This window comes from Amycolatopsis sp. NPDC104819 (assembly GCF_055583145.1).
Window position 1 is genome coordinate 293757 of sequence record NZ_JBVJON010000006.1, and the last position, 26361, is coordinate 320117.

The following is a 26361-nucleotide window of genomic DNA, read 5'->3' on the forward strand; positions in this document are numbered from 1 at the left end:
CAAGCGGTTTACGAGATCGGCAACGGCAGGATGTTCCCGGTCGCCTCGCGCAACGCGTCGCGCATCGCCGCACGCGGGGCCGGGCGGCCGGTGAAGTGCTCGGCCTGGCCGAACGCCTGGTGCAGCAGCATGTCCAGCCCGGTCGCGAGGTGGCCCCCGCGGGCCGCGACGGCCTCGGCCAGCGGCGTCGGCCACGGGTGGTAGATGACGTCGAGGACGTGCGCGACCGCCGCGAGGTCGGCCACGTGCGGCCGGACCGCGTCCGGCGGCACGGTGTTGACGAGCACCGCGGCTTCCGCCGCCAGCGCCGCGAAGTCCGTTTCGGACCAGCGCAGCACGTCGACGTCGAGCGAAGCGCGTTTCGCGGCATCGAGGGTGTCCCCGGCCCGAGCCGGTTCCCGCACGACCAGGCGCACCTGCCGCACCCCGAGCGCCGCCAGGCCGACGACCGCCGCGGCCGCGGTGCCGCCCGCACCGAGCACGATCGCGGTGTCCGACGGCGTCGGCGTGTACCCGCCCGCCGCGCCCAGGGCGCCGGTGACGCCGTCGACGTCGGTGCAGTCCGCGAGCCAGCCCTTCGCCGTCCGGACCAGGGTGTTGGCCGCGCCGACGGCGGCCGCGCGCGGTGTCACCTCGGCCGCGTGGTCCAGCGCCGCGCGCTTGCCCGGCATGGTCACCGAGAGCCCGGCCCATTCCGGGCCGAGGCCGTCGACCAGGCCGGGCAGCTCCTCGGCGCTCGTCTCGATCCGCTCGTAGGTCCAGCCGGTCAGGCCGAGCGCGGCGAACGCGGCGCCGTGCAGCACCGGCGACAGCGAGTGGGCCACCGGCTTGCCCAGCACCGCGGCCCGCCGGGGCTCAGAAGATACCGCGGGCATGGGCCAGGTCGACGTTCTTGCGGTGGTCGTCGAACGAGACCGCGAAGCAGGACAGGCCGTTCTTCTCGCACTTGACGAAGTAGACCCAGTCGCCCGCCGCCGGGTGCACCGCCGCCTGGATCGCGTCGGCGCTCGGAACCGAGATCGGCGTCGGCGGCAGCCCGTTGATCTTGTACGTGTTGTACGCCCCGGCCTTCGTCCGGTCGGCGTCGTTGGTCGCCAGGGTAGGCCGGTCGAGCACGTAGTTGACCGTGGAGTCCATCTGCAGCCGCATGTCGATCGCGAGCCGGTTGTAGATCACCCGGGACAGCTTGCCGAAGTCCGCCTTCACCGCCTCGCGCTCGATGATCGAGGCGATGATCAGCGTCTGGTACGGGGTCATCTCCGGGCCGGTCGACTGCGGGCTCAGCCCGGCGTTCTGGATCGCCTCGGTCGAGCTGCGCACCAGCTGGCCGACGATCTCCTGCGCGGTCGCCCCGGGCCGGACGTCGTAGAGCCCGGGCGCGATCAACCCCTCGAGCCTGCGGTCCTTGCGGTCGGCCTTGTTCGCGGGCTCGATCGCCCAGTCCGGCACGCCGAGCGTCTTGAGGTCGGCGCCGTCGACGAACTTGCGCAGGTCGTCGGCCGAGACGCAGGTGCTCTTGCCGTTGATCTGCGCGCACGACGCCTTCGCCATCAGGCTGTAGACGCCGGGGGTCACCTTGCCGTCGGGCTGGGTGATGTCGTCGAACTGCGTGTACGGCCGGACCTCCAGCTGGCCGACCCGCGAGCCGGCCTCGAGGATCCGGTCGACCGCGCTGGCCCCGGACATGTGCGACTTCATCACGTAGAAGCCGTGCTGGATCCGCGACAGCTTCGGGTTGTCCTCGCCGGCCTTGACGAACGCCTTGCCGCTGGCGACCACACCCGCCGTAGCGAGCTTCGCGCCGATCGCCGACGTCGAGTCGCCGTCGTCGACCTGGAACAGGACGTCTCCGTCGCCGGAGCCTTCGAAGTCCTCGTAGCCGAAGAACTTGGTGAAGCCGAAGTAGGCGCCGCCCGCGAGGAGGGCGATCACCGCGATCGCGGCCACCCAGCCGAGGGCACGCTTGCCCTTCTTCTTCCGCGGCTTCTTCGGCTCTTCCTCGTACTCGTCGTAGTCCTCTTCGTAGGCGTCCTCGTCGTAGTCGCCTTCGTACTCGTCGTAGTCCGCGTACTCGTCGTCCTCGGCGAAGAAGCCGTCGTCTTCGGGCTCGTCCGGCGGCGGGGCCGGGGGCTGCGCCGGGATGATGTCGGTCACCGGCTCTTCGCGCACCGGCGGGGGCGGCGGACGGCGACGCCGTGGCGGCTCCGCACCGGTTTCGGGCACGCCGACAGAGCGGTCACCCGGCTGGACGGGCCGTCGCCGGGGCTCGGGGGCGGGACGGCGGCGGCGCGAAACCGGCGCCTCGCCGGTCTCGTCGGGGGGTGGGACGGCTCGGAGGCGGGGCGTTTCGGCCGGCTCGTCGGCACGCATCCGGGCCGCCTGGGCTTCGGCGGCCTCTTCCAGGTCGAGCATCGCCTGGTGACGGCGGGCCGCGTCGGCTTCGGCCAGCTCTTCGGGGCTGGGACGGCGACGGCGGGGGTCCACCGGCTCGTCCCGCTCCGGCGCCGGACGGCGACGGCGGGGCGCCTCGTCCTCGGGCGGGACCGCGCGACGGCGGCGCCGGGGTTCGGCGGCTTCGCCGGGATCCGGCGCGCCGCGACGGCGTGCGGGCGGGGGCGGCGCGTCGGCGCCCTGGTCGAGGCCATGGCGGGCGCGGGCCGACGCCGAGCGCTCGACCTCCTGCGGGTCGAAGCCGTCCTCGGCCGGGGGCAGCGTGCCCGGCGGCTCGAGCCGGCGACGGCGGCCGGTCTGCGGCGCGTCCCGGCGGGGGTCGTAGCCCGGCTCGGGCCGCGCGCGGCGCGACGGCTGGGGCAGCTCGTGCGAGCCGCTCTGCCGCGAAGGCTGTGGAAGCTCCTGGTACCCGCTCGCGCGGGGGTCACGCGGGTCGGCGCGACGCGGCGAGGGCCGGGACGGCGGCGGGGCCGCCGGTTCCGGCTCGCGGAGTCGCCTGCGCCCGCGAGGGGGCACAGGTGGCTGCTCGTCGTTCATCGGTCTCCCTCCCGGGCGCGGTGCGCAGCGGCGGCGTCGATCCAGGCCTGCAGGATCTCGACGGCGGCGGCCTGGTCGACCACCGCGCGCTGCTTGCGGCCTTTGACCCCGCGCTGGGAGAGGATGCGGGATGCGGTGACCGTGGTCAGCCGCTCGTCGCCCAGCCGGACCGGCACGGGCGCGACGCGCCCGGCCAGGCTCTCAGCGTACGCGATCGCCGACTCGGCCGCCGGACCCTGCCGGTTGGCGAGCGTTCTCGGCAAGCCCACGATCACCTCGACCACCTCGTGCTCGGTGACGAGGGCGGCCAGCTGGTCCAGATCACTGTCGTCGGTCGCATCGCGGGAGAGGGTAACCAATGGCGAAGCGAGCATCGGGGCCGGATCGCTGAGCGCGACGCCGACCCGGACGGATCCGACATCAACACCGAGGCGACGGCCGCGCCCCGGATCGGCCACACCGGGCCGGTCCGGGCCGCGGTTTCCGCGGTTAACCAATGCCGGCAATCGCCGAACGCAGCGCCGTGACCGCGTCCGCCGCGCCCGCCGGGTTCGTGCCGCCACCCTGGGCCATGTCGGGCTTGCCGCCGCCGCGGCCGCCGATCTTCTCGGCGAACGACGGCACCAGCTTGCCCGCCGCGATGCCCTTGTCCTGGGCCGCCTTCGTCGTCGCGACGACGAAGCTCAGCTTCTCGCCGGCCGGCGAGAACAGCGCCACGACGCCGGGCCGCGTACCGAGCCGGCCGCGGATGTCCGAGGCGAGCGCGCGCAGGCCGTTGCCGTCGACGTCCGGGACGACCTCGGCGACCACCGTGACGCCGCCGATCTCCTGCGCCTTGTCGAGCAGCGAGCCCGCCGAGCCCAGCACCTGCTGGGTCTTCAGCTGGGTGATCTCCTTCTCGGCGTTCTTCAGCCGGGTCAGGACGTCCTCGATGCGGCCCGGCAGCTCGTCCGAGGGCACCTTGAAGGTGTTCGCCAGCTGCGAGACCAGCAGCTGCTCCTTGCGGACGTACTTCAGCGCGTCCGAGCCGACGAGCGCCTCGACGCGGTGCACACCGGAGCCGATGGAGGCGTCGGAGACCAGCTTGACCAGGCCGAGCTGGCCGATCCGGTCGACGTGCGTGCCACCGCAGAGCTCGCGCGAGTACTCGCCCATGTCGACCACGCGGACGTCGTTGCCGTACTTCTCACCGAACAGCGCGACCGCGCCCAGCTCGAGGGCCTTGTCCTTGGTCGTGGTGAAGCTCTGCACCTCGACGTTGGTCTGCAGGTAGTCGTTGACCTCCTGCTCGACCTCGGTCAGCACGTCCGCCGACACCGAGCCCGGCGTGGTGAAGTCGAACCGCATGCGGCCCGGCGAGTTCAGCGAGCCCGCCTGCGCCGCGCGCTTGCCGTACGCGCCGCGGACGGCCGCGTGCACCAGGTGCGTCGCGGAGTGCGAGCGCTCGATGGACAGCCGGCGGTGCGCGTCGACCGAGCCGGTGAGCTTCGTGTCGAGCCCGACCTCGCCCTCGGTGACCTCGACGCGGTGCACGAACAGCCCCGGGACGATCTTCTGGACGTCGAGGACCTTCAGCTCGACGCCGTCACCGAGCAGCACGCCGGTGTCGGCGACCTGGCCACCGCTCTCGGCGTAGAACGGCGTGCGGTCGAGGACCAGCTCCGCCTTCTTGCCCGCCGAGACGCTGCGGACCGGCTGCCCGTCTTCGAGCAGCGCGACGACCTTCGCCTCGGCCTGCAGGTCGGTGTAGCCGAGGAACTCGGTCTCGCCGTGCTGCTCCAGGACCTTCCGGTACTCCGAGAGGTCGCCGTGGCCGGTCTTGCGCGCCGCCGCGTCCGCCTTCGCGCGGGTGCGCTGCTCGTTCATGAGCGTGCGGAAGCCGTCCTCGTCGACGGACAGGCCCTGCTCGGCCGCCATCTCGAGGGTCAGGTCGATCGGGAAGCCATAGGTGTCGTGCAGCTGGAACGCCTTGTCGCCGGCCAGCACGTCCCCGCCGCCGCGCTTGGTCTCCTCGGCCGCGAGGTCGAAGATGCGCGAACCACTCGTCAGCGTCGAGAGGAAGGCCTCCTCCTCGATCCGGACGACCTCGTTGATGCGGTCGAAGCCCTCGACCAGCTCGGGGTAGGTCGGGCCCATCGTGTCGCGCACGACCTTCGCGAACTCCTGCAGCACCGGCTCGTGCACGCCGAGCAGGCGCGTGGAGCGGACGATGCGGCGCAGGAGCCGGCGCAGGACGTACCCGCGGCCGTCGTTGCCCGGGGTGACGCCGTCGCCGATCAGCAGCACGCCGGTGCGGGCGTGGTCGGCGATGACGCGGAAGCGGACGTCGTCGGCGTGGTTGCTGCCGTAACGACGGCCGGAGAACTCCTCCGCGCGGCCGATGACCGGACGCACCAAGTCGGTCTCGTAGACGTTCTCGACGCCCTGCAGGATCGTCGCCACGCGCTCGACGCCCATGCCCGTGTCGATGTTCTTCGCGGGCAGCTCACCGAGGATCGGGAAGTCCTTCTTGCCGCTGCCCTCGCCCCGGATGTTCTGCATGAACACCAGGTTCCAGATCTCGATGTAGCGGTCCTCGTCGACGACCGGGCCGCCCTCGCGGCCGTACTCCGGGCCGCGGTCGTAGTAGATCTCCGAGCACGGGCCGCAGGGGCCGGGGATGCCCATCGACCAGAAGTTGTCGACCATGTCGCGCGCCTGGATGCGCTCGCCGGGCAGACCGGTGAGCTTGCGCCACAGCCCGGCCGCCTCGGAGTCGTCCTCGTAGACGGTCGCCCAGATGCGGTCCGGGTCGAGGCCGAAGCCGCCTTCGCTCTGGGGCTTGGTGATCAGCTCCCAGGCGTACTCGATGGCGCCTTCCTTGAAGTAGTCGCCGAAGGAGAAGTTGCCGGCCATCTGGAAGAACGTGTTGTGCCGGGTGGTCTTGCCGACCTCGTCGATGTCCGGGGTGCGCACGCACTTCTGGACCGACGTCGCGCGCGGGTACGGCGGCGGCGCCTCACCGAGGAAGTACGGCTTGAACTGGACCATGCCGGCGTTGACGAACAGCAGGTTCGGGTCGTCGAGGATCAGCGGCGCGCTCGGCACGCGCGTGTGGCCCTTACTCTCGAAATGGCGCAGGAAACGGTCGGTGATTTCGTGTGTGTCCACGGGTCAGTCCTTGGCTGGTGCTGGAGTACAGGGTGACGACGGCGGCGGAGCGGCCCCGGGTCGCGCGGGCGCGACCGGTCAGCGCTCCGCCCGGCGAGCTCGCCGGACGGGGCGGCGGTCGGCGGCGTGCCGGCCGGACGCCTGCGGCGTCACCACGCCCGTCCGCTCCTCGACCATGTCGTGCAACTCCTGCTCCCGCTCGTTCATGCCCGCGCGCACCTCGGCGCCGAACGAACCCACGGCGCCCGCCAGCTCGCGCACGGCGTCGCCCAGGTTCGATGCTAACCCCGCGGGAGTGGCCTGACGAGCGGTTTCGGCGGCCTTGCGGGACAGCGCGACACCGGCGACCACGCCGACGCCGAGCCAGAACAGCCGCTTCACTTCGCCGCCTTCTTCGCGGCTTTCGCGGCGCTCTTCTTCTTGCGCGCGCGGATCGCCTTGCTCAGGCCGTAGGACAGCGCCGCCGTCTTGACGAGCGGGCCGCCCAGCGTCGCGGTGAACACCGAGGTCAGCGCGGAGACGTTGCCGGTGACGGCCTGCGCGTTCGACGTGATCCCGTCCACCCGCTCGAGCTGGGTGTTGACGTGGGTGATCGTCTGGTTCGCGCCGATCAGCAGCGGGTCGGTGTTGCTGTTGGTGCGCTCGATCGCCTCGGTGGCCGCGTCCAGCGTCTTGCCGAGCTTGATCAGCGGGATCGCCAGCAGGACGACCAGCACCACGAATGCTCCTGCGGCGATCAACGCGGCGATCTGCCCTGCCGACACGGGCCCTCCTCGGTTCAGCGGTCAAGTGGGCCTGAGGTTACCGCCTGGCCGGGTCCCCGACCGTGTCACCCCGCGCGGGCCGGAAAACGCGTCGCCGCCCGCCCCCGCGACGCGGTACACCTGGGCGATGGGACACGACGACGGGCCCGCCCGGCGGGTGCTCGCCGGGCCGGGCGGCACGGCGGCCGACGTGCTGGCCGCACTGCCGGGCGCGGACCTGACGACGGTCCAGCTGGAGGTGGCCCGCCGACGCGCGGCACGGCTGTCCGCGGCGGACGTCCTGCGCCGCCACCGGACCGACCGGTTCGTCGCGCCGAGCCCGCTGCCGTTCGCGCTGCTGCGGCACGTCGAGGACACGCTGCTGGCGGTGGCGGCGGACTTCGAGCCGGTGACTGGAAGCGGCGGTGCGGCGGTCAGGGGCTGCTCCGGTGCGGCTGGCGACGGGTGCAGCGGGTGGTGCGCGCCCAGCCGGTCCCGGCGGGGTTGTTCGCGCACTTCTCGCTGTTCGGCGCGGTGACGGCCGGTCGCGACACGGGCAACCTGACGTTCGAACGGGCGCGGTTCGAGGAGGTGCTCGCCGCGGTGGACGTCCCGACCCACCCGCTCCCGGAGCGCGAAGGAACGGCTGATGACCAGTGACCTCGGGATGGACCGCCTGGCCACCCCGCTGCCGGATCGACAGCGCCCCAAGGCCACATCGGGTGCGTTCAACGCACCGAAGGCCACATTGGGGGGGGCTTGAAGCCCCGCTCAGCGCTTCTTGACCACCGCGCGGTACAGCGCCGCCATGTCCTCTTCGCCGTGGCCGGCTTCGACCGCGGCCTCCAGATGAGCCAGAGTCGCCTTCGCCCCCGCCATATCGACCTCGGATCCCGCCGCCTCCACCACCAGCCGGGCGTCCTTCGCCGCCAAGCCCGCCGGGAACGCCGGGGGGTACTCGCCGGACAGCATCGCGCCGCCCTTGACATGCGCGTAGCCCACGTCGAGGCCGCCGCCCTTGATCGTCTCCAGGAACAACGCGGGGTCCAAACCCAGCGCGCTCGCCAGGCCCAAGCTCTCGGCCGTGCCGTTCGTCAGCGCCAGGACCCACGCGTTCACCACCAGCTTGAGCCGGCTGCCCTGGCCGGCCGGGCCGAGCCAGCGTGTCTTCGCCGCTACCGCGTCGAACACCGGGGTCGCCGCGGGCCGGGCCTCCTCCGGGCCGGACGCCAGCACCTGCAGCTGGGCCTGCTCCGCGGGCCGGCGGGTGCCGAGCACCGGCGCGTCGACGAACACCACGCCCGCCTTCTCCGCCAGCTCGGCCAGGCGGTCGGTCCACTCGAGGCCGACCGTGCTCATCTGCAACCACAACGTCCCCGAAGCGGGCGACGCGGCTTCGAACGCCGAAGCGACCGCGGGACCGTCGGCGAGCATCGTCACCAGGATGTCCGCGCCCTCGGCCGCCGAGGCCGCCGAATCGGCCACCGTCGCGACGTCGGCGAGGTGCTCGGCCTTCTCCCGGGTCCGGTTCCACACCCGGACGTCGAGACCCGCCTTCGCGAGGTTGGCCGCCATCGGCGCGCCCATGATCCCGGTGCCGAGAAATCCGATGCTCATGTCCCCATCGTGCCGAACGCGCGGCCGCCTCGCAGTCCGCGAAAAGCCATCAAACGGACCTTGTCCCGTTCACCTGGGCCGACGAGGGTCGGAAACCATGCCCGAACTGTCCCGCCGCCGCCTGCTCGGCGTGTCCGGAGCGGCCCTCGCCGGCTCGCTGCTGCCCCCGTCCCTGCACTCGGCGATGGCCGAGCCCATGCGCCGCGGCGGCCTCGACGCCGTCGAGCACGTCGTGGTGCTGATGCAGGAGAACCGCTCGTTCGACCACTACTTCGGCACACTCCGCGGGATCCGCGGCTTCGGCGACGCGCACCCCCTGGAGCTGCCGTCCGGGCGCTCGGTGTTCGAGCAGCCGAACCCGGCGGGCGGCACTGTGCTGCCGTTCTCGCTGCGCAAGGAGGCCGAGCGCGAAGGCCGCGCCGCCGGCGACATCCAGTACCTCGGCGACCTCGACCACAGCTGGACCGGCACCGGCAAGGCGTGGGCCCGCGGCTGGAACGACGGCTGGATCGGCGTCAAGAGCCCGGCGACCATGACCTACTACGACCGCCGCGACATCGCGCTGCAGTACGAGCTCGCCGACACCTTCACCCTGTGCGACGCCTACCACTGCTCGATCTTCGGTTCCACCAACCCGAACCGGAACTTCCTCTGGACCGGCACGGTCGGCTACGAGCCGAACAGCACCGCGCGCGCCGTCACGAACGCCGCGTACTCCTACGACCACGCCGGTTACGACTGGACGACCTACCCGGAACGCCTCGAGAAAGCGGGCGTCTCGTGGCAGATCTACCAGGAGTGGGACAACTTCACCGACAACGCCGTCGAATACTTCTTGCCGTTCAAGAAGATCGGCACCAAGATCCTCGCGTCGGTGAGCGAGAAGTTCCGCACCACCGAAGAGTTCTACGACACGCTCTTCAAGAAGACCCCGGAAGAGCAACAGAAGCTGCGCGCCGAGTTCGACGCGGGTGTCGCCGCGCTGGCCCCGGCCGAGCGGCGGCTGTTCCAGCGCGCGATGTACCGCAGCGAGCCGGAAACGCTCGTCCCGCGCCTGCGCGCGGACATCCGGGCCCGCCGGCTCCCCCGGGTCAGCTGGCTGGTCCCTTCGGCGGTCGACTCCGAGCACCCCGGTGCGTCCACGCCGATCGGCAGCGCCAACCTGATCTACGACGTGCTCGACGCGCTTGCGCAGGACCACGACACGTGGTCGAAGACGGTGCTGCTCGTCAACTTCGACGAGAACGACGGCTACTTCGACCACGTGCCACCGCCGGTCCCGCCCGCCGACGCCGCCGACGACCACTTCGCCGGGCAGCCGCTCGGGTTCGGGCCGCGGGTGCCGATGACGGTCGTCTCGCCGTGGACGATCGGTGGGTTCGCCGACTCGACCGTGTACGACCACACGTCGGTGCTGCGCCTGCTGGAGCGCTGGACCGGCGTCGCGGAGCCGAACATCAGCGCGTGGCGGCGGACCGCCGCGGGTGACCTCACGGGCGCGTTCGACTTCGGCCGCGCCGGCCGCCCGCCGCGGGTCGCCAAGCCGGGCCCGGTCCCGGCGCCGATCGCGCGCTGGCACCCCGCCGCGCCGGCCCGGCCGGAGCCGCCGGCGGTCGAGCCGGGCACCCGGCCCGCCCGCGCACTGCCTTACCAGGCCTCGGTTTCCGGCACGCTCGACGCGTCCGGGAAGCTCGCGCTGAAGCTGGCCAACAGCGGCCGCGCGGCGGCGCACTTCGCGATCTACGCCTACGCGGGCGAGCTCGCGGAACCGGCCCACCACGACGTCCTCGGCACGCGGGACGTCGTGCTGCCGGTGCCCGGCGCGGCGCACCGCGTGGTCGTGCAGGGCCCGAACCGCGGCTGGTGGGAGTTCCGGGGCAGCGCCGCCGGGGTGCGCGTCGACGTGCGGACGCGGTTCGTGCGCGGCGGGCTGGAGCTCACGTGTGCCAACCCGGGCGCTTCGGCGGTCACGCTGCGGCTGACCTCACCGCGCCACGGCCGGACCACCCGGGTGGTCCGGGTGCCGGCCCGCCGCTCGGTGGCGGTGGCCTGGCCGGCTTCGCAGGGCTGGTACGACGTGCGGGTGACCGCCGACGGCGACACCGGGTTCCTGCGCACGCTCACCGGCCGCGTCGAAGACGGCCGGCCGGGCACCTGCGGTCAGTAGTCGCCGAGCAGGCAGAAGGGATGGCCGGCCGGGTCGGCGTAGACGCGCCAGCCCCGGCCGTCCGGGTCCGGGTCGAGCAGCCGGCCGCCGTGCTGCAGCACCTGGTGGTGCGTCTCGCGCATGTCGTCCACCTCGAAGTCGAAGTGGAACTGCTGCGAGAACGCGGGATCGGGCCAGCGCGGCGGCTGGTGGCCCGGCGACCGCTGGAACCCCAGCACCATCCCGCCGACGTGGAGGGTCGAGAAGTCCTCGTCGACCCGCCACCGCGGATCGGGCCGGTCCACCTCACCACCGGCGATCGCCTGGTAGAAGTACGCGAGCACGAGCGGTTCCGGACAGTCCAGGACGATGCACTGCAGCGTCGCGGGCACGGGGAAACCTCCTGCCGTCGCCGGGACCCGGTTCGGGTCACCTCAGGCGCGAAGCTTACGAAACGCGATGATCTTGAAGTTCCCGGCCCGGGTGGTGATCACTTTCCCGGCGATCGTCCGGCTGTGGTCACCGCTCACCGCGGATGGTCCGGCGCAGCTTCGGGACGCGCTCGGCGAGCGGGCGCTCCGCCCCGCGCTGGGTGGGCTCGTAGTAGTCCTTGCCGACCAGCTCGTCCGGCGGGTACTGCTGCGCCAGCACTCCCTCCGGGACGTTGTGCGGATACCGGTAGCCCTGCGCGTTGCCGAGCTTCTTGGCGCCGGCGTAGTGGCCGTCACGCAGGTGCGGCGGGACGCTGCCCGCCAGCCCGGCGCGGACGTCGGCCAGCGCGGCGTCGATGCCGGTGACGACCGCGTTCGACTTCGGCGCCGTGGCCAGGTGGATCGTCGCCTGCGCGAGCGCCAGCCTGCCCTCGGGCATGCCGATGAGCTGGACGGCGTGCGAGGCCGCGACCGCCGCCTGCAGCGCCGTCGGGTCGGCCATCCCGATGTCCTCGCTCGCGTGCACGACCAGGCGTCGCGCGAGGAAGCGCGGGTCCTCCCCCGCCTCGATCATCCGGGCCAGGTAGTGCAGCGCGGCGTCCACATCGGACCCGCGGATCGACTTGATGAACGCGCTGATGACGTCGTAGTGCTGGTCGCCGTCGCGGTCGTAGCGCACCGCCGCCTTGTCCACAGTGGACTCGACGGTCGGCAGGTCGATCGTCTTGGCTTCGGTGGCCGACGCCGCGTCCGCCGCCGCCTCCAAGGCCGTGAGCGCGCGGCGCGCGTCCCCGCCCGCGAGCCGGACGAGGTGGGCGCGCGCGTCCTCGGTCAGCGTCAGCTCGCCGCCGAGGCCGCGCTCGTCGGCCAGCGCGCGCTCGATCAGCTGCGTGATGTCCTCGTCGGTCAGCGGGCGCAGCTGCAGCACGAGCGAGCGGGACAGCAGCGGCGAGACGACGGAGAACGACGGGTTCTCGGTGGTCGCCGCGACCAGCAGCACGGTGCGGTCCTCGACCGCGCCGAGCAGCGCGTCCTGCTGGGTCTTGGAGAACCGGTGCACCTCGTCGATGAACAGCACGGTGTTCTCGGTGTTGTACTGCCGGCGCCGCCGCGCCTCCTCGATGACGCCGCGCACCTCCTTGACGCCCGCCGAAAGCGCCGACATCGCGACGAACCGGCGTCCCGTCGCGATCGAGACGAGGTTGGCCAGTGTCGTCTTGCCCGTGCCCGGCGGGCCGTAGAGCAGCACCGACGCCGGCGCGGCGCCCTCGACCAGCCGCCGCAGCGGAGCGCCTTCGCGCAGCAGGTGCTGCTGGCCGACGACCTCGTCGAGCGAGCGCGGCCGCATCCGCACGGCCAGCGGGGAGCTCGCCGGGTCCGCCTGCCGCTCGTCGGCGTTCGACGTCGTCCGCTCGGGCGGGGGCGCCACGTCGGCGTTCACGGTGAAGAGCTCGTCCTGTGCCACACCGATGACGTTAACCGAACCCACCGACAGAACCCTTACCCCGGTCCGCGGAGCCGCGCTACCGTCGCGGTGACCGGTTGACCGAAAGTGCGATTCCGGTCAACAAGTCAAACGTTCAAGGAACCAGCAGGTGGAGACGCATGAGCCATCCCAACCGCGAGCGCGCCGACCGTATCCTGGACGCGGCGGGCGAGCTGCTGCTGCGCATGGGCTACCGGAAGGTGGCGGTCGACGACATCGCGCGCGCGGTCGGCATCGGCAAGGGCACCGTCTACCTGCACTGGCGCAACAAGGAGCTGCTGTTCCAGGCGCTGATGATGCGGGAGTCGGCCGACCTGACCGACGAGATCCTGGCCCGGATCAAGGCCGACCCGGCGATGATCCTCCCGCACCGGATGATCTCGGCGTCGTTCCTCGTCACCCACCGGCGGCCGCTGGTGATGGCGATGCTGCGTGGCAACGCCGACATGTTCGGCTCGCTCGGCGACCTCGCCCTGCGCAAGCAGCAGGACCAGCTGCGCGCGCAGTTCGAGGAGGCGATGCTCCGGCACGGCCTGATCCGGTCGGACGTGCCGAACCTGACGTATGCGCTCACCACGTCGACCCTCGGCTTCTACCTGGGCGACACGCTTTCCGAAGAGTTCGAGGCCATTCCGCTGGAGGAGAAGGCGGAAGTCCTCGCGTACCTGATCCGCACCGCGTTCGAGCCGGCCGGGGAGCCCGATCCCCGCGCGGTCGCGGACGTGGCGACGGAGCTGAGCTCGGCGCTCGAGGAGCTCGTCTCGGGCTACCGGCAAGGGATCTACGCGCACGATCCCGCCAAGGCGCCCGGCTGATCCCGGGCCACACAGGGGAAAGAAGGGGCGGACATGACCACCACACAAGCGGACACCTGGGGACTCCACGAATCCCAGTTCTGGCTGCGGGGGAAGCAGCCCGAGGCACGCGTGCACCACGCCGCCGACCTCGGGTTCTGGAACGTCTACGGGCACCCGGAGGCCGAAGAGGTCCTCCGCGACCCGGCGACGTACTCCTCGGACACCACGCGGCTGGTGCCGAAGGAGATGATGGCCGGCGTCGACCCCGACGTCGACTTCGAGGAGATGCAGGCGGGCAACCTGCTGCAGCTGGACCCGCCGCTGCACAACAAGATGCGCAAGCTCGTCAGCCGGGCGTTCACACCGAAGGTCGTCGCGGACCTGGAGCCGCGCATCGCCGCGGTGACGCACGAGATGCTCGACGCGGCGGGGTCGTCCGGCCGGCTCGAGCTGGTCGAAGACCTGGCCTACCCATTGCCGGTGATCGTCATCGCGGAGCTGCTGGGGGTCCCCGCGAGCGACCGGCACCTGTTCAAGGGCTGGGTGGACAAGCTGTTCAGCTCCTCGGAGCAGTTCTCGCTGAAGGAGCAGACCGAGGGGCGGCAGGAGGCGGTCAAGAAGTCCTTGGAGGGGCAAAAGGCGCTCGTCGAGTACCTCGGTGTCCACGTCGACGAACGGCGGAAGCAGCCCCGGGAGGACCTGCTGACGAAGCTCGTCGAAGCCGAGGTCGACGGGGAGAAGCTGACGCGCAACGAGGTCGTCAACTTCGCCAACGTCCTGCTGCTGGCCGGGCACATCACCACGACGATGTTGCTCGGCAACGCCGTGCTGTGCCTGGACACGCACCCCGAATGGGACGAGCGGGTGCGCGCCGACCGGTCGCTCGTGCCGCCGATGATCGAGGAGTCGCTGCGGTACCTGTCGCCGTTCGCGGCCGTGGCCCGGGCGACCACGCGGGAGGTGGAGCTGGGCGGGACGACGGTGCCCGCCGACCAGATGCTGATGGTCTGGGTGGCCGCCGCCAACCGCGACGACCGGGTGTTCGCCGACCCGGACACCTTCACCCCGCTGCGCGATCCCAACCCGCACCTGGCGTTCGGGCGCGGGATCCACTTCTGCATCGGGGCGCCGCTCGCGCGGCTGGAGGGACGGGTGGCGCTGAACGTCCTGTTCGACCGCTACCCCACGCTGCGGACGATCCCGGGTGAGCCGCCGAAGTTCCAGGTCAACCCGAACATGACCGGCGTGCGGGAGCTGCCGCTCACCACGGCGTGAACCGGTTGCGCCCTGGGCGAAACCCCTCGCCCGGGGCGCGAGCCGTGCCGCAGAGTGGGCCGATGCGCATCGCGGTGCTCTCGGACATCCACGGCGTGCTCCCGGCCCTCGAGGCGGTGCTGGCCGAGCCGGACGTCGTCGCGGCCGACCGGATCGTGCTGCTCGGGGACATGCTCGCCGGGCCGATGCCGGTGGAGACCCTGGAACGGCTGGTTTCGCTGGGCTCGCGGGCGGTCTGGGTGCGCGGCAACGCGGACCGCGAGCTGGCGGCGTCCGCGCGCGGCGCCGGGATGTTCGTCCCGGACCCGATCTTCCCGTGGGCGGCGAAGCAGCTGCGTCCGGCCGACCTGCCCGTCCTGGACGCGCTCCCGTTGACGGTGACGGTGGGCGATGTGCTGTTCTGCCACGCGACCCCGCGCGACGACACCGAGATCGTGCTCGTCGACAGCCCGTTGGCGCGCTGGGCGGAGGTGCTCGAGGGGGTCGAGGCGTCGACGATCGTGTGCGGGCACACGCACATGCCGTTCGTCCGGCTGGCGGACCGCAAGCTGATCGTGAACCCCGGCAGCGTCGGAATGCCTTACGGCGCTTCGGGCGCGCACTGGGCCCTGTTCGGCGACGGCGTCGAGCTGCGGCGCACGGAGTACGACGTCGAAGCGGCGTGCCGGTTTCTCGCCGAGGAGTGCGCGTACCCGGACATCGAGGAGTGGGCGGACTTCTTCGTCCGCAACCCGGCTTCGGACGCGGAGGCGCTTCGCGTGTTCAGCGGGAGCGAACCGAATTCCACATGATGACGGCGGCGTAAGGAAGGAATTCGCGGCCGCGGCGGCAGAGCCACGGGATTCCCTTGACCACCAGCCAGCCCAGGTGCCCCGCCGCGCTCGGCTCGAGCCCGCCGCCGCAGGTGAGGCTGACCGGCTCCGGCACGTCGAACCCGGCTTCGGCGAGCAGGCCGGTGAAGCCGTCCGCGAGCATGCGGTGGCCGAGCTCGGAGGGGTGCAGCCGGTCGACGCTCCACGACGTCAGGTCGTAGGCGCCGGGAAGCCGGTCGAGGTCGAGGCAGGGCACGCCTTCGCGGGCGACGACCTCGCCGATCGCCGCGTTCAGCTCGGCGACGCGGGCACTGAGCGCGCGCTTGAGCGACGGCGGGAGCCGGAACACCTTGCTGTGGTCGTGGAACCGCACCGGCACGACGGTGGTGCCGGTCGCGCGCAGCCGGTGGATGACCTCGGTGAGGTCTTCGGCGATGCGCGCGGCGTCGAAGTCCGGGCGCAGGGTGTCGTTCATGCCGGCGACGAGCAGGGCGACGTCGGCCCGGTGCGCGACGGCGGCGGGCACCTGCTCGGTGAGCACGCACCGCATCCGCGCCCCGGTGAAGGACGGGTTCAGGTAGCCGTCGGCGTCGACCCCGAGCGCGGCGGCGACGAGCGGGCCGACCCCACGCCAGCCACCCCGCCGCGGCAGGGGATCCCCCAGGCCGACGGCGGTGGAGTCGCCGAGCACCACGAGGCGCCGCGCTCGCTTGGGCGACGGGACCGCCGTGAGCGCGGGGCGGGAGGGTTCGGGTGCGGGAGTGACTTCGAGGCTGATCACGGTCACGCTCAAGACCATCGGCCACGGAAGCTCACCTGCGGTGAGGAGGAGGTAACGCGCCCACGACACCGGGCCTAATTTTTGACGCTCACCTCACGGAGGTCCGAAAAGTCCTGTTCGGGTGGGTGGGAGGGCGCCGGGACGTCATCAATGACTCATTCATGACGTCTGGCGAGATGAATGAGTCATTCACGGCTTCGCAGCCGGGCATGCTCAGCGGAAAGCCGGATAAAACGCCAGGTCCGCATGCGGACCCAGCCGCGCCGCCAGTCCAGCCGCCACCTTGGCCGCGAACTCCGACACCGCCGTCATCCGGACGTACCCCGCGTGCTTGGCCAGGTCGCGCCACCACGTCACCAGGGCCGACTCGCGGCTCACCGGGGCCGCGTGGTGGGACAGGTCCAGTGCGCCGAGCTCCTCGCCCGTGATCAGCCAGACCCGCAGCAGCTCGCTGGTCGTCAGGTGGCCGGCGAGGACGTCGTCGTCGGCGAAGCCGGGCCAGACACCCACCACCTCCGCGCGCCACGCCGCGACCATCGCCTCGCTCATGCCTGCCGGCAGGGCCAGCGCGTCCGGCCAGGCCGCGAACGGCAGCCGCAGGTGGGCCGCGTCGACCAGGGCCGAGCGGACACAGCCGTACTCGAAGTCGAGGAACCGGACGCCCTCGCCCGTGACGAGGTTGTTGTCCGGGCTCAGCTCGACCGGGCTGAACGCGCGGAAGCCCGCTGAGCGGGACTGCTCGAGCGCCTCCGCCACTTGCTCGCGGACCGCGTCCGGCACCGGGATGCCGAGCCGCTCCTGGATGAGCGCCGGCACGCGGGCGAAGAGCTCGTCGTCGCGGCTGGAGGAATCGTTCTTCGCCGGGCCGCCCAGGCGCCGCAGCAGCGCGTTGAAGTCCGCTTCGCGGCCCGCCGTGCTCGCGTGCAGGCGGCCCAGCGACCGGGCCCACGACAGCAGCGCACGCTCGGCCGCGCGGGATTCGCGCGCGTAGAGCTTGTCCTCCAGCGTCGCCGTGCGGCCGAGGTCCTCCAGCACGAGCACGCGGTCGCGGCCGTCGTGGGCCAGCAGCTCCGGGCACATCCGCTCGTCCGGCGAGAGCGCGGTGAACAGCTGGTAGCTGACCGCCTCCTGGGCGAACGGGTCGGCGGCGCCCGGCTCCGGCGTCTCCGGGTAGTGCTTGATCACCAGCGTCCGCGGCAGCGCGAACGACGACGACACCACTCTCGCGCGGACGACCGTGGCCGGTCCACTTCCCGCGAGGTCCTCGGGGGCGACCAGCGTGATCGCACTGCCGAACCGGCGCGAGAGGACTGACTCGCCCGCCGCGACCGCGGCGGCAACGGCGAGCTGCTCGGCTCCTGCCCCGACCCCAGCGTCGCCGGTGGAGGAGGTGTCGACTGTCATTGTCACCGACCCTACTCGTGACTGAGCAACCATGACTACTGACATCCGGTCAAGAAGGATCGTCCGGATGGGTTTCATCCCCGTGAAAGCGGACGCGTTCCCACCGGTGAACGTTGCCCATTCCGGCGCACGATCAACACAATGGCCGCTGCTGCAACGATTCCGAGAAGGTTCACGAGCAGCTGCCCGAGCGACTGGAGACACCGGCTCCACTCCCCCGCGACCGCCGCGACGACCGCGTACCCCGCGGCCGGCACCGTGGTGACGGAGATGAAGACGCCCACCAGCGCGGCCGACTTGGCCGAGGTCATGGCCAGCATCCCGGCGGCACCGGCGAGCATGGCGACCACCAGCGACGGCAACCCGACGGAGAAGACGAAGTCGACCTCGTTGTGCTGCTGCAGCTCGAACGCCTTTTCGCCGAAGACGTCGGTCGCGCGGACCAGCAGCGCGCCGCCCAGGGTGACGACCATGGCCAGCGGGAACCCGACGCCCAGCGCGGCGCCGGCCAGCCGGACGAGGTCCCAGCGGCGCAGCACCACCCCGACCGCCAGCGCGGCCAGCGGCCCGAACTCCGGGCCGACGACCATCGCGCCGACGATCGTCACGGGCGAGTCGGTGAGCACCCCGACCGCGGCCAGCAGGCAGGCGATGGTGAGGAACGCCAGGAACGTCACGTTGAGCCGGGACTCCTCGCCCGAGCGGGCGACCAGCTCCTCCCAGACGACGGCGTCCGCGCCTTCGCCGGGCGCGGCCTCTTCCGCCTTGTCGGCGGCGTCCGAGAGGGCCGTGTCGAGCGCTTCGAGCGTGATCCCGCCGGTGTGGTCGAGCTCCAGCACGCACAGCGCCTCGATGATCTCGTCCGCCGCCTCACGCGCGATGTCGGCCTCGACCAGGTCGCCTTCGGGCGCCACGGCGACGCCGCGGTGCACCACGAGGTGCGCCGTCCCGGCGTGGGCCCGCAGGATCTCGAGCGCCTCGGCGGTCTTCTCCTGCGGGCACACGGCCCTGAGGTGCAGCACTAGTTCGAGACGGGAGGCGCCGGCTTCGCGTCGATGCCGGCCTCCTTGCGCTGCTGCGCCGTGATCGGCGCCGGCGCCGCCGTCAGCGGGTCGTACCCGCCGCCGGTCTTCGGGAACGCGATGACGTCACGCAGCGAGTCGGCCTTCGCCAGCAGCATGACGATCCGGTCCCAGCCGAACGCGATGCCGCCGTGCGGCGGCGGGCCGAACTGGAACGCGTCGAGCAGGAAGCCGAACTTCTCCTGCGCTTCCTCTTCGCCGAGGCCCATCAGCGCGAACACGCGCTTCTGCACGTCACCTCGGTGGATACGGATCGAGCCACCGCCGATTTCGTTGCCGTTGCAGACGATGTCGTAGGCGTAGGCGAGCGCGTTGCCCGGGTCCTGCTCGAACTTGTCGATCCACTCCGGGGTGGGCGAGGTGAACGCGTGGTGCACCGCGGTCCACTTGCCGGAGCCGACCGCGACGTCGTCGCCGATGTCCTCGACCGGCGCGAACAGCGGCGCGTCGACGACCCAGACGAACGACCAGGCGTCTTCGTCGATCAGGCCGAGGCGCTTGCCGATCTCGTCCCGCGCCGCGCCGAGCAGCGGCTGCGTGCTCGACGCCTTGCCCGCGGAGAAGAAGATGCAGTCGCCCGGCTTGGCGCCCGCCGCCGCGGCGACGTTCTCGCGCTCGGTCTCGGACAGGTTCTTCGCGACCGGGCCACCGAGCGTGCCGTCCTCGTTCACCAGGATGTACGCGAGGCCGCGCGCGCCGCGCTGCTTCGCCCACTCCTGCCACGCGTCGAGCTGGCGGCGCGGCTGGTCGGCGCCGCCGGCCATCACGACCGCGCCGACGTAGGGCGCCTGGAACACGCGGAACGGCGTGTCGGCGAAGAACTCCGTCATGTCGGTGATCTCGAGGTCGAAGCGCAGGTCCGGCTTGTCCGAGCCGTACTTGGCCATCGCCTCGTGGTAGGTGATGCGCGGGATCGGCCGCGGGATCTCGTGCCCGACCAGCTTCCACAGCGCGGAGACGATCTGCTCGCCGATGGCGATGACGTCGTCCTGCTCGACGAAGCTCATCTCGATGTCGAGCTGGGTGAACTCCGGCTGGCGGTCGGCGCGGAAGTCTTCGTCCCGGTAGCAGCGCGCGATCTGGTAGTACCGCTCCATGCCGCCGACCATGAGCAGCTGCTTGAACAGCTGCGGCGACTGCGGCAGGGCGTACCAGGAGCCGGGCTTGAGCCGGGCCGGGACCAGGAAGTCGCGGGCGCCTTCCGGGGTGGAGCGGGTCATCGTCGGCGTCTCGATCTCGACGAAGTCCTGGTTGTGCAGCACCTCGCGCGCGGCGCGGCTGACCTCGCTGCGCAGCCGCATGGCCGCGGCCGGGCCGCTGCGGCGCAGGTCGAGGTAGCGGTGCTTGAGGCGGATCTCCTCACCGACGTCGACCCGGTCGTCGATCGGGAACGGCAGCGGCGCGGCCTCGGAAAGGACCTCGAGCTCGGTCGCGAGGACCTCGATCTCGCCGGTGGGGATCTCGGCGTTCGCGTTGCCCTCGGGGCGCTTCGCGACCTCGCCGACGATCTTGACGCAGAACTCGGACCGCAGCGCGTGGGCGCGCTCGGCCATCTCGCCCTCGCGGAAGACGACCTGGGCGACGCCACTGGCATCGCGGAGGTCGATGAAGATGACGCCGCCGTGATCGCGCCGCCGGGCCACCCATCCGGTGAGGGTGACGGTCTGTCCGGCCTGTCCGGCACGCAGGGTGCCGGCTTGGTGAGTGCGGAGCACTGCGACTGCTCTCCTTCGACGTGGGGGTTCTCGCCGCTGAAAGGCTAACGAAGCGCCCAGCGTACGACGTCGGCAGGCTCGCTCGCGCGGCAGTTACGGGGACGGGGTGCCGCCGGTCAGAGCACGAAGCGCGGCCGGGCCTCCAGCGCGGCGACCAGCCGGTGGGCCTGGGCCAGGTAGGCCGCGACCGGGTAGATGCGCCCGCCGGGGTGCCCGACCAGCCAGGTCGCGGCCGCGGACGCCGCCGCGAAGAACGGCTGGCCCGCGCAGGCCACGGCGTCGGCGCTCGCCAGCCCGAAGCCGAGGTCGACGGCCGCGACCACGGCGGTCGGCGGGTCGGCCTGGAGGATCGTGTGGTCGTTGAGGTCGATGCGGATGCGGGTGCCGGTGACCGGGCACACGGCGGCGGCGTGCACGCGTTCGCCGGTGGCGATGGCCAGCAGGAACATGTCGACCGAGCCGTCGGGGCCGGCGCCGAGGGTGCCTTCGGCCGGCTGGAGGCGGTGGTGGGCGCCGCGGGGCGCCGGGCCGGTGCTCACGAGGTCGCGGTGCAGGGTGAAGCCGATCAGCTCGACCAGCCGGCGGGCCTCGACGGTCGCGACGCCGACGGTCGCGGCCAGCCGGTCGACGCTCACCGGGTGCCGCCCGGCCCGGGTCAGCTTCAGCGCGGCCCAGGCGAGCCGGGCGGCCGCGACACGGTCGGTCTGCGAGGTCGTCAACGTCCGGCTCCCTTCAGGATCGATCCCTTCGACGTTAGGCGTCGGCGGTGTGGGACGACAACGACACGATCGGACATTTTCCCGCAACCCCCCGACTGCGCGGCGCAAGGACGCCGCGACTACGGCGAACGGCGCAGCCCGGGAGGTGCGGGGTGACGGCTTCACCCACACGGCGAGGCGGCGGGTGATCACCGACTTCGGGGTCGTTTTGTCCACAATGGACCAACCGGCTGCGCGGTGGCGGCAGTGGTCGCGTGACCGGCGAAGACGTAGTGAATGACTCATTCATGTCGTCCGGCGACATGAATGAGTCATTCACTACCGAACGCATCGACTTCGGCGGGCCACCTCACAGCAAACGCAGCTGCTCCACCACCGGCGCCTCCACGCGCGCCTCGGGCACCGGCTCCGGGCTGCGTGTCTCGTAGCCCGTCTTGGGCGCCAACCCGTGCCGCCGCAACAACGGCGCCACCCGCTCACCCAGACGCTCGCGGTAGGCCTTCTGAACGTAGCTCCCCCGCGCGTACAGCTCCCGGTACCGCGGCACCAGCTCCGGGTACGAACCCGCCAGCCACCGCCCGAACCACTCCCGCGCGCCCGGCCGGAGGTGCAGCGGGATCACCGTCACGCTCGACGCCCCGACCTCCGCCAGCTGGGCGAACAGCGCGTCGAGGGCCTCCGCGGAGTCCGTCAGCCACGGCAGCACCGGCGCCACCAGCACCGAACACGGCAGACCCGCGTCACGAGCCTTGCGGATCAGCTCCAAGCGGGCCCGCGGGCTCGGGGTGCCCGGTTCCAGGCGGTGCTGCAGCTCGCCGTCGAGCAGTGCCAGGGAGACCGCGAGCGAAACCGGGACGTCCCGGGAGACGTCCTGCAGCAGCGGGAGGTCGCGGGCCAGGACCGTGCCCTTCGTCAGCACCGACAACGGTGTCCCGGAGCGGGCCAGCGCCGTGATGATCCCCGGCATCAGCCGGTACCGGCCCTCGGCGCGCTGGTACGGGTCCGTGTTCGTCCCCATCGCCACGTGTTCGCGCTGCCACGACGGGCGTTTCAGCTGCGCCGTCAGCACCTCCGGCGCGTTGACCTTCACCACCACCTGGGTGTCGAAGTCGTGGCCCGCGTCGAAATCCAGGTAGGTGTGCGTGTTCCGGGCGAAACAGTTGTGCGACACCATGCCGTCGGCGACGAAGTCGCCCGTGCCCGTGGTGATGTCGAACAGCGGCAGCTGCAGCCCCAGTGGCTCGATCGCCTCGACCCGGCGGCGGCTCGCGCCGATCACCGCGCCGTCCAGGGACCGCTTCCACGTCACCGCCGGGTTGCTCACGTGGAAGAACCGGAGGACCTCGGCGGCGCCGCCGAGCAGCCGGACCTCCTGGCGCGTCGGGAACTTCGGCACTTCGTCGAGCTGGTGGGCGAAGCCGAACCGGGTGAGCGCCGCCGCGACCGCGTCCGCGATGTCGGGTTCGTCGTGCGCGATCGCGAGGATGCCCCGCCCGTACCCGCCCGCCAGGTCGAAGACGCCCGCGAGGAACCCGCGCTGCCAGTGGGCGTCCGGATCGGCGGGCACCTTCAGGAACCCGACGGACGCGCCGAAGTCGGGCAGGTACTCGAGCGCCCGCGCGGCCGCGTCCGCCTCCGCCGCGAACCCGCCGGAGCGCAGCATCCCGCAGAGGTACCCCGCGCGGTAGCCGAGCGTCTCGTCCGGGGTCGGCTCGAAGCGGCCGACGCCGATCAGCTCGCTGCCGGGGGTCAGGCGCGGCCGCTGCGCCGCGCCGAACTTGCTGCCGGTGACGTGTTTCCAGCCCTTCGAGGTGAGGAACCGGTGGTCGCCGCCGGCGACGAGGCGGGTGCCGTCGTCGAGGGTGACGCGGTAGGCCGCGCGCAAGGTCGTCCAGTGCGCTTCGACCCGGGTCGGCACCAGCCGCCGGGTGGCGCCGTGGCCGCGGGTGCCGTAGATCTCGTCGCCGATCTTCAGGTCCGACAAGGCTTTCGTGCGCCCGTCGGCCATCAGGATCCGGGTGCCGCCTTCGAGGCAGTAGGTGCAGGCGTGCGAGCACCCGCGGTAGGGGTTCACCGTCCAGCCGAACGGCACCCCCGACCCGGCGGGCACCTTGTTCAGCACCGAGCGGGCGTGCACCTCGTGAAAGGTGACGCCGTCGAACTCCGGTGACCGCACGGACCGCACCAGGCCTTCCAGCCCGGGCAGTGCCGGCTCACCCTCCCCCGCTCGCTGCCGATCCCATCGCACGACGTCAGTCGAACATATGTTCTAGTCGGGTGTCAAACCGGTTCGCCCCAAGCGAATCGGGTGGTGCTGGTGGTGCTCGTGGGGCGATCAGGACGAGAAGCGGTCCAGCGCCCGGATCTTGTTCGTCGCGTCCAGCGCGGCCACCTTGTACGCCTCCGACAGCGTCGGGTAGTTGAACACCGCGTCGACGAGGTAGTCGACCGTGCCGCCGCAGCCCATCACCGCCTGTCCGATGTGGACCAGGTCCGTCGCGCCCGTGCCGAACACGTGGACGCCCAGCAGCTTGCGGTCCGTCGTGGACACCAGCAGCTTCAGCATTCCGTAGCTGTCGCCGGTGATCTGGCCGCGCGCCAGCTCGCGGTACCGCGCGATGCCGACCTCGTACGGCACCGACGACGACGTCAGCTGGGCCTCCGTGGAACCCACGTACGAGATCTCCGGGATCGTGTAGATCCCGATCGGCTGCAGCGCCCCCAGGCCGTTCGCCGGTTCGCCGAACGCGTGGTACGCCGCCAGCCTGCCCTGGTCCATCGACGTCGCCGCCAGGGCGGGGAAGCCGATCACGTCGCCGACCGCGTAGATGTGCGGCACCTCGGTGCGGTAGTGCTCGTCGACCACGAGCCGGCCGCGCTCGTCGGCCATCAGGCCCGCGGCCTCGAGCGTCAGGTCGCCGGTCATGCCCTGGCGGCCCGCCGAGTACATGACGCCGTCGGCCGGGATGCGCTTGCCGCTGACCAGGGTCGTGATCGTCGCGTCGTCGGACACCGCGACGTCGGCGACCTTCTCGCCGAAGCGGAACGTCACGCCGAGGTCGCGCAGCTGGAACTTGAGCGACTCGACGATCTCGGGGTCGCAGAAGTCGAGCATCTGGTCGCGCTGCTCGACCACCGTGACCCGCGAGCCGAGCGCGGCGAACATCGACGCGTACTCGATGCCGATCACGCCCGCCCCGACCACCACGAGCGACGACGGGATCTGCTCGAGCCGCAGGATCTCGTCGGAGTCGAGCACGCGGGCGGCGTCGAAGTCGACGTGCCCGGGCCGCGCCGGCCGGGTGCCGGTGGCGATGACGACGTAGTCCGCGGTGAGCGTCCGGCGGTCGCCGGGGTGTTTCCCGTCGACGAGGACGGTGTGCGGGTCGGCGAACGAGCCGGTGCCGGCGATGAGGTCGACGTGGTTGCGCATCAGCTGCGCGCGCACCACCTGGACCTCGCGCCCGACCACGTGCTGGGTGCGCGCCAGCAGGTCGGCGATCGTGATGTCCTGCTTGACGCGGTAGCTCGCGCCGTACAGCTCCCGCTGGTTCATCCCGGTCAGGTAGAGCACGGCTTCGCGCAGCGTCTTCGACGGGATCGTGCCGGTGTTGACGCACACCCCGCCGACCATGTCGTGCTTGTCGACGACCGCCACCCGTTTGCCGAGCTTCGCCGCGGCGATGGCGGCCTTCTGCCCACCCGGGCCCGATCCGATGACGATGAGGTCGTACTCGTGCTCGCTCACGTGTCGAGCCTGCGCACCCGGACGGCCCGGCGCAACCCCCTGCCGGTGAAGATCCGCGCGCGGGGAAGTCTCGGCGCCGTGCTGACGCGGTCGGTCGCGCTCGTGCCGACCTGGTTGGGCACGCCGGGTGGGCGGAGCCGCGACGGCGGATCGCGGGGTGTTCCGGCCGGACTCGAACGACGCGCAGACCCTGACCAACCTCAACCGCGAGCTGCTCCAGCTGCGCCGCGTGCCGCACTCGCCGCCTACCACGGTGAGCTCCCGGGGTAGGTTCGGTCGCGGAGGTGATCAGCTTGCCCGCGACCCGGTGGGACGTCCTGCTCGCGATCGGCGCCGGCGGCGCGCTCGGCAGCCTCGCGCGCTACGGGCTGTCGGTGGCGATCCCGCACGCGCGCGGCGAGTTCGCGGCCGCGACGCTGCTCACCAACGTCCTGGGCTGCCTGCTGATCGGCGTCCTGATGGCGCTGCTGACCACCACCGCGCGGCCGCACCACCTGCTGCGGCCGTTCCTCGGCGTGGGCATCCTGGGCGGCTTCACGACGTTCTCCACGTTCGTGACCGACACCCTCGACGCGGCCACGACAGGGCGGATACTGGGTTCGCTGCTGTACGTGGCGGCGTCGCTGGCCCTGTGCCTGGCCGCGGTCACGGCCGGCCTGACCGCGACCCGCGCGATCCGGAGGGGACGCTGATGGAGGGACCCGCCACCCGTCTCACGATCTACATCGGCGAAGACGACCACTGGCACCACAAGCCGCTCTACCACGAGATCGTCCGCCGGGCCCGCGACGCCGGCCTGGCCGGGGCGTCGGTCCTGCGCGGCGTCGAGGGCTACGGCGCGTCGTCGCTGATCCACACCACGCGGATCCTGTCGCTGTCGGAGGACCTGCCGGTGGTGATCGTGATCATCGACGCGGAGGAGAAGCTGCGCGCGTTCCTGCCGCAGCTGGACGAGCTGATCGGCGAGGGGCTGGTGACGCTCGACCAGGTCGAGGTGGTCCGCTACGTGGGGCGGACGGAGTGACCCTGGTCCTGGTGGCTCTAGGCGGCGCTTTGGGGTCCGTGCTGCGTTATCTCACGGATCGCCGGGTGCAGGCGTGGCGCGATTCGCCGTTCCCGTTCGGGACGCTGACGGTGAACGTCGTGGGCTCGTTCATCCTGGGGTTTCTGAGCGGGTGGCTGCTGCACGGGGCCGAGCCGTCGTCGGTGCGCGCGCTGGTGGCGGTGGGTTTCTGCGGCGGCCTGACGACGTTCTCGACGTTCGGCTACGAGACCGTGCGGCTGTTCCTGGAGAAGACGCGGCTGTACGCGGTGGTGAACGTCGCGGTGACAGTGGTCGCGGGCCTGACTTCGGGCGCGCTCGGGTTACTGCTCGCCACGGCGATCTGGTCCTGACCCGACTCAGTCGCGGTCCGGTAGGCCCAGACGCCGTTGGATGCGGCCGAGCGCTTCGTCCAGGCGGACGGC

At 71.9% G+C, this 26361-nt stretch carries 25 protein-coding genes; 9 read left to right on the forward strand and 16 right to left on the reverse strand.

All coding sequences use genetic code 11. The features are described 5' to 3' along the window. Nucleotides 1–8 precede the first annotated feature (8 nt). The 6 genes from ACZ63E_RS20790 to ACZ63E_RS20815 all read right to left on the reverse strand — a co-directional run bounded on the left by ACZ63E_RS20790 (nucleotide 9) and on the right by ACZ63E_RS20815 (nucleotide 6902). Nucleotides 9–875 (reverse strand): shikimate dehydrogenase, encoded by an 867-nt coding sequence (locus ACZ63E_RS20790; protein WP_465337787.1) that lies wholly within the window; start codon nucleotides 873–875, stop codon nucleotides 9–11. Further along, nucleotides 856–2988 carry an endolytic transglycosylase MltG gene (gene mltG / locus ACZ63E_RS20795; protein WP_465337788.1) on the reverse strand — a complete coding sequence of 711 codons (2133 nt, stop codon included), beginning with the start codon at nucleotides 2986–2988 and terminating at the stop codon, nucleotides 856–858. Before mltG ends, ACZ63E_RS20790 begins: the two co-directional genes overlap by 20 nt. Continuing rightward, a complete protein-coding gene (gene ruvX / locus ACZ63E_RS20800; RefSeq protein ID WP_465337789.1) occupies nucleotides 2985–3446 on the reverse strand; it encodes a Holliday junction resolvase RuvX in 462 nt (153 codons plus the stop codon). The genes mltG and ruvX overlap by 4 nt, the downstream gene beginning before the upstream one ends. A 31-nt stretch (nucleotides 3447–3477) precedes the next feature. Next, nucleotides 3478–6138: an alanine--tRNA ligase gene (gene alaS, locus ACZ63E_RS20805; protein WP_465337790.1), complete on the reverse strand. Its 2661-nt coding sequence runs from the start codon at nucleotides 6136–6138 to the stop codon at nucleotides 3478–3480. 78 nt (nucleotides 6139–6216) lie between these two features. After that, nucleotides 6217–6519: a hypothetical protein gene (locus ACZ63E_RS20810; RefSeq protein ID WP_323335219.1), complete on the reverse strand. Its 303-nt coding sequence runs from the start codon at nucleotides 6517–6519 to the stop codon at nucleotides 6217–6219. Beyond that, on the reverse strand, nucleotides 6516–6902 hold the full coding sequence (locus ACZ63E_RS20815; protein WP_370961356.1) for a DUF948 domain-containing protein: 387 nt from the start codon (nucleotides 6900–6902) through the stop codon (nucleotides 6516–6518). The genes ACZ63E_RS20810 and ACZ63E_RS20815 overlap by 4 nt, the downstream gene beginning before the upstream one ends. 127 nt (nucleotides 6903–7029) lie before the next feature. On the opposite strand from ACZ63E_RS20815, the gene ACZ63E_RS20820 reads away from it, so the two are divergent. Together ACZ63E_RS20820 and ACZ63E_RS20825 are read left to right on the forward strand one after the other, a co-directional pair. Continuing rightward, nucleotides 7030–7419 (forward strand): hypothetical protein, encoded by a 390-nt coding sequence (locus ACZ63E_RS20820; protein WP_465337791.1) that lies wholly within the window; start codon nucleotides 7030–7032, stop codon nucleotides 7417–7419. Continuing rightward, nucleotides 7416–7541, forward strand: coding sequence for a hypothetical protein (locus tag ACZ63E_RS20825; RefSeq protein WP_465337792.1), 126 nt, complete (start codon nucleotides 7416–7418; stop codon nucleotides 7539–7541). Before ACZ63E_RS20820 ends, ACZ63E_RS20825 begins: the two co-directional genes overlap by 4 nt. 111 nt (nucleotides 7542–7652) lie before the next feature. Here the strand turns inward: ACZ63E_RS20825 and ACZ63E_RS20830 are convergent, their stop codons facing one another. Beyond that, the gene (locus tag ACZ63E_RS20830; protein ID WP_465337793.1) at nucleotides 7653–8498 is read right to left on the reverse strand and encodes an NAD(P)-dependent oxidoreductase; all 846 of its coding nucleotides are present in this window, start codon (nucleotides 8496–8498) and stop codon (nucleotides 7653–7655) included. Between the two features lie 97 nt (nucleotides 8499–8595). Between ACZ63E_RS20830 and ACZ63E_RS20835 the strand changes: the two genes are divergently transcribed. Further along, nucleotides 8596–10665: a phosphocholine-specific phospholipase C gene (locus ACZ63E_RS20835; protein WP_465337794.1), complete on the forward strand. Its 2070-nt coding sequence runs from the start codon at nucleotides 8596–8598 to the stop codon at nucleotides 10663–10665. Here the strand turns inward: ACZ63E_RS20835 and ACZ63E_RS20840 are convergent. Further along, nucleotides 10659–11036 carry a VOC family protein gene (locus tag ACZ63E_RS20840; protein ID WP_465307176.1) on the reverse strand — a complete coding sequence of 126 codons (378 nt, stop codon included), beginning with the start codon at nucleotides 11034–11036 and terminating at the stop codon, nucleotides 10659–10661. The two genes, ACZ63E_RS20835 and ACZ63E_RS20840, sit on opposite strands and share 7 nt — an antisense overlap. 127 nt (nucleotides 11037–11163) lie before the next feature. Continuing rightward, the gene (locus ACZ63E_RS20845) at nucleotides 11164–12540 is read right to left on the reverse strand and encodes a replication-associated recombination protein A (protein ID WP_465337795.1); all 1377 of its coding nucleotides are present in this window, start codon (nucleotides 12538–12540) and stop codon (nucleotides 11164–11166) included. A 140-nt stretch (nucleotides 12541–12680) separates the two neighbouring features. Here ACZ63E_RS20845 and ACZ63E_RS20850 point away from each other — a divergent pair, with 140 nt between their 5' ends. The 3 genes from ACZ63E_RS20850 to ACZ63E_RS20860 all read left to right on the forward strand — a co-directional run bounded on the left by ACZ63E_RS20850 (nucleotide 12681) and on the right by ACZ63E_RS20860 (nucleotide 15424). Beyond that, the gene (locus ACZ63E_RS20850) at nucleotides 12681–13376 is read left to right on the forward strand and encodes a TetR/AcrR family transcriptional regulator (protein WP_465337796.1); all 696 of its coding nucleotides are present in this window, start codon (nucleotides 12681–12683) and stop codon (nucleotides 13374–13376) included. A 33-nt stretch (nucleotides 13377–13409) separates the two neighbouring features. After that, a complete protein-coding gene (locus ACZ63E_RS20855; RefSeq protein WP_465337797.1) occupies nucleotides 13410–14633 on the forward strand; it encodes a cytochrome P450 in 1224 nt (407 codons plus the stop codon). Nucleotides 14634–14695: 62 nt separating this feature from the next. Next, nucleotides 14696–15424, forward strand: coding sequence for a metallophosphoesterase family protein (locus ACZ63E_RS20860; protein ID WP_465337798.1), 729 nt, complete (start codon nucleotides 14696–14698; stop codon nucleotides 15422–15424). Here the strand turns inward: ACZ63E_RS20860 and ACZ63E_RS20865 are convergent. The 7 genes from ACZ63E_RS20865 to sthA form a co-directional block, all read right to left on the reverse strand. Next, nucleotides 15396–16244, reverse strand: a complete 849-nt coding sequence (locus tag ACZ63E_RS20865) for an SGNH/GDSL hydrolase family protein (protein ID WP_465337799.1) — start codon at nucleotides 16242–16244, stop codon at nucleotides 15396–15398. The two genes, ACZ63E_RS20860 and ACZ63E_RS20865, sit on opposite strands and share 29 nt — an antisense overlap. Before the next feature lie 195 nt (nucleotides 16245–16439). Next, nucleotides 16440–17630, reverse strand: a complete 1191-nt coding sequence (locus ACZ63E_RS20870) for a phosphotransferase (protein WP_465337800.1) — start codon at nucleotides 17628–17630, stop codon at nucleotides 16440–16442. 74 nt (nucleotides 17631–17704) lie between these two features. Next, complete coding sequence (locus ACZ63E_RS20875; RefSeq protein ID WP_465337801.1) at nucleotides 17705–18652, reverse strand: DUF389 domain-containing protein; 948 nt, start codon at nucleotides 18650–18652, stop codon at nucleotides 17705–17707. Then, nucleotides 18652–20427 (reverse strand): aspartate--tRNA ligase, encoded by a 1776-nt coding sequence (gene aspS / locus ACZ63E_RS20880; RefSeq protein WP_465337802.1) that lies wholly within the window; start codon nucleotides 20425–20427, stop codon nucleotides 18652–18654. Before aspS ends, ACZ63E_RS20875 begins: the two co-directional genes overlap by 1 nt. Before the next feature lie 116 nt (nucleotides 20428–20543). Next, a complete protein-coding gene (gene merB / locus ACZ63E_RS20885) occupies nucleotides 20544–21146 on the reverse strand; it encodes an organomercurial lyase (protein WP_465337803.1) in 603 nt (200 codons plus the stop codon). A 349-nt stretch (nucleotides 21147–21495) separates the two neighbouring features. Beyond that, nucleotides 21496–23394, reverse strand: a complete 1899-nt coding sequence (locus tag ACZ63E_RS20890) for an intein-containing Rv2578c family radical SAM protein (RefSeq protein ID WP_465337804.1) — start codon at nucleotides 23392–23394, stop codon at nucleotides 21496–21498. 87 nt (nucleotides 23395–23481) lie between these two features. Beyond that, nucleotides 23482–24894 carry a Si-specific NAD(P)(+) transhydrogenase gene (gene sthA / locus ACZ63E_RS20895; protein ID WP_465337805.1) on the reverse strand — a complete coding sequence of 471 codons (1413 nt, stop codon included), beginning with the start codon at nucleotides 24892–24894 and terminating at the stop codon, nucleotides 23482–23484. 284 nt (nucleotides 24895–25178) lie between these two features. Here sthA and ACZ63E_RS20900 point away from each other — a divergent pair, with 284 nt between their 5' ends. From ACZ63E_RS20900 to crcB, 3 genes are read left to right on the forward strand one after another with little or no spacing between them, the layout of a single operon-like run. Beyond that, complete coding sequence (locus tag ACZ63E_RS20900) at nucleotides 25179–25586, forward strand: fluoride efflux transporter FluC (RefSeq protein WP_465337806.1); 408 nt, start codon at nucleotides 25179–25181, stop codon at nucleotides 25584–25586. Then, nucleotides 25586–25918 carry a DUF190 domain-containing protein gene (locus ACZ63E_RS20905; RefSeq protein ID WP_465337807.1) on the forward strand — a complete coding sequence of 111 codons (333 nt, stop codon included), beginning with the start codon at nucleotides 25586–25588 and terminating at the stop codon, nucleotides 25916–25918. The genes ACZ63E_RS20900 and ACZ63E_RS20905 overlap by 1 nt, the downstream gene beginning before the upstream one ends. Then, the gene (gene crcB, locus ACZ63E_RS20910) at nucleotides 25915–26289 is read left to right on the forward strand and encodes a fluoride efflux transporter CrcB (protein ID WP_465337808.1); all 375 of its coding nucleotides are present in this window, start codon (nucleotides 25915–25917) and stop codon (nucleotides 26287–26289) included. Before ACZ63E_RS20905 ends, crcB begins: the two co-directional genes overlap by 4 nt. The last annotated feature ends 72 nt before the right edge of the window (nucleotides 26290–26361 follow it).

Bases quoted from the DNA above. Each gene is read 5' to 3' on its own strand.
- ACZ63E_RS20790 (WP_465337787.1), bottom strand. From the start codon at position 875: ATGCCCGCGGTATCTTCTGAGCCCCGGCGGGCCGCGGTGCTGGGCAAG.
- mltG (WP_465337788.1), bottom strand. From the start codon at position 2,988: ATGAACGACGAGCAGCCACCTGTGCCCCCTCGCGGGCGCAGGCGACTC.
- ACZ63E_RS20820 (WP_465337791.1), top strand. From the start codon at position 7,030: ATGGGACACGACGACGGGCCCGCCCGGCGGGTGCTCGCCGGGCCGGGC.
- ACZ63E_RS20830 (WP_465337793.1), bottom strand. From the start codon at position 8,498: ATGAGCATCGGATTTCTCGGCACCGGGATCATGGGCGCGCCGATGGCG.
- ACZ63E_RS20835 (WP_465337794.1), top strand. From the start codon at position 8,596: ATGCCCGAACTGTCCCGCCGCCGCCTGCTCGGCGTGTCCGGAGCGGCC.
- ACZ63E_RS20850 (WP_465337796.1), top strand. From the start codon at position 12,681: ATGAGCCATCCCAACCGCGAGCGCGCCGACCGTATCCTGGACGCGGCG.
- ACZ63E_RS20855 (WP_465337797.1), top strand. From the start codon at position 13,410: ATGACCACCACACAAGCGGACACCTGGGGACTCCACGAATCCCAGTTC.
- ACZ63E_RS20860 (WP_465337798.1), top strand. From the start codon at position 14,696: ATGCGCATCGCGGTGCTCTCGGACATCCACGGCGTGCTCCCGGCCCTC.
- ACZ63E_RS20865 (WP_465337799.1), bottom strand. From the start codon at position 16,244: ATGGTCTTGAGCGTGACCGTGATCAGCCTCGAAGTCACTCCCGCACCC.
- ACZ63E_RS20870 (WP_465337800.1), bottom strand. From the start codon at position 17,630: ATGACAGTCGACACCTCCTCCACCGGCGACGCTGGGGTCGGGGCAGGA.
- ACZ63E_RS20905 (WP_465337807.1), top strand. From the start codon at position 25,586: ATGGAGGGACCCGCCACCCGTCTCACGATCTACATCGGCGAAGACGAC.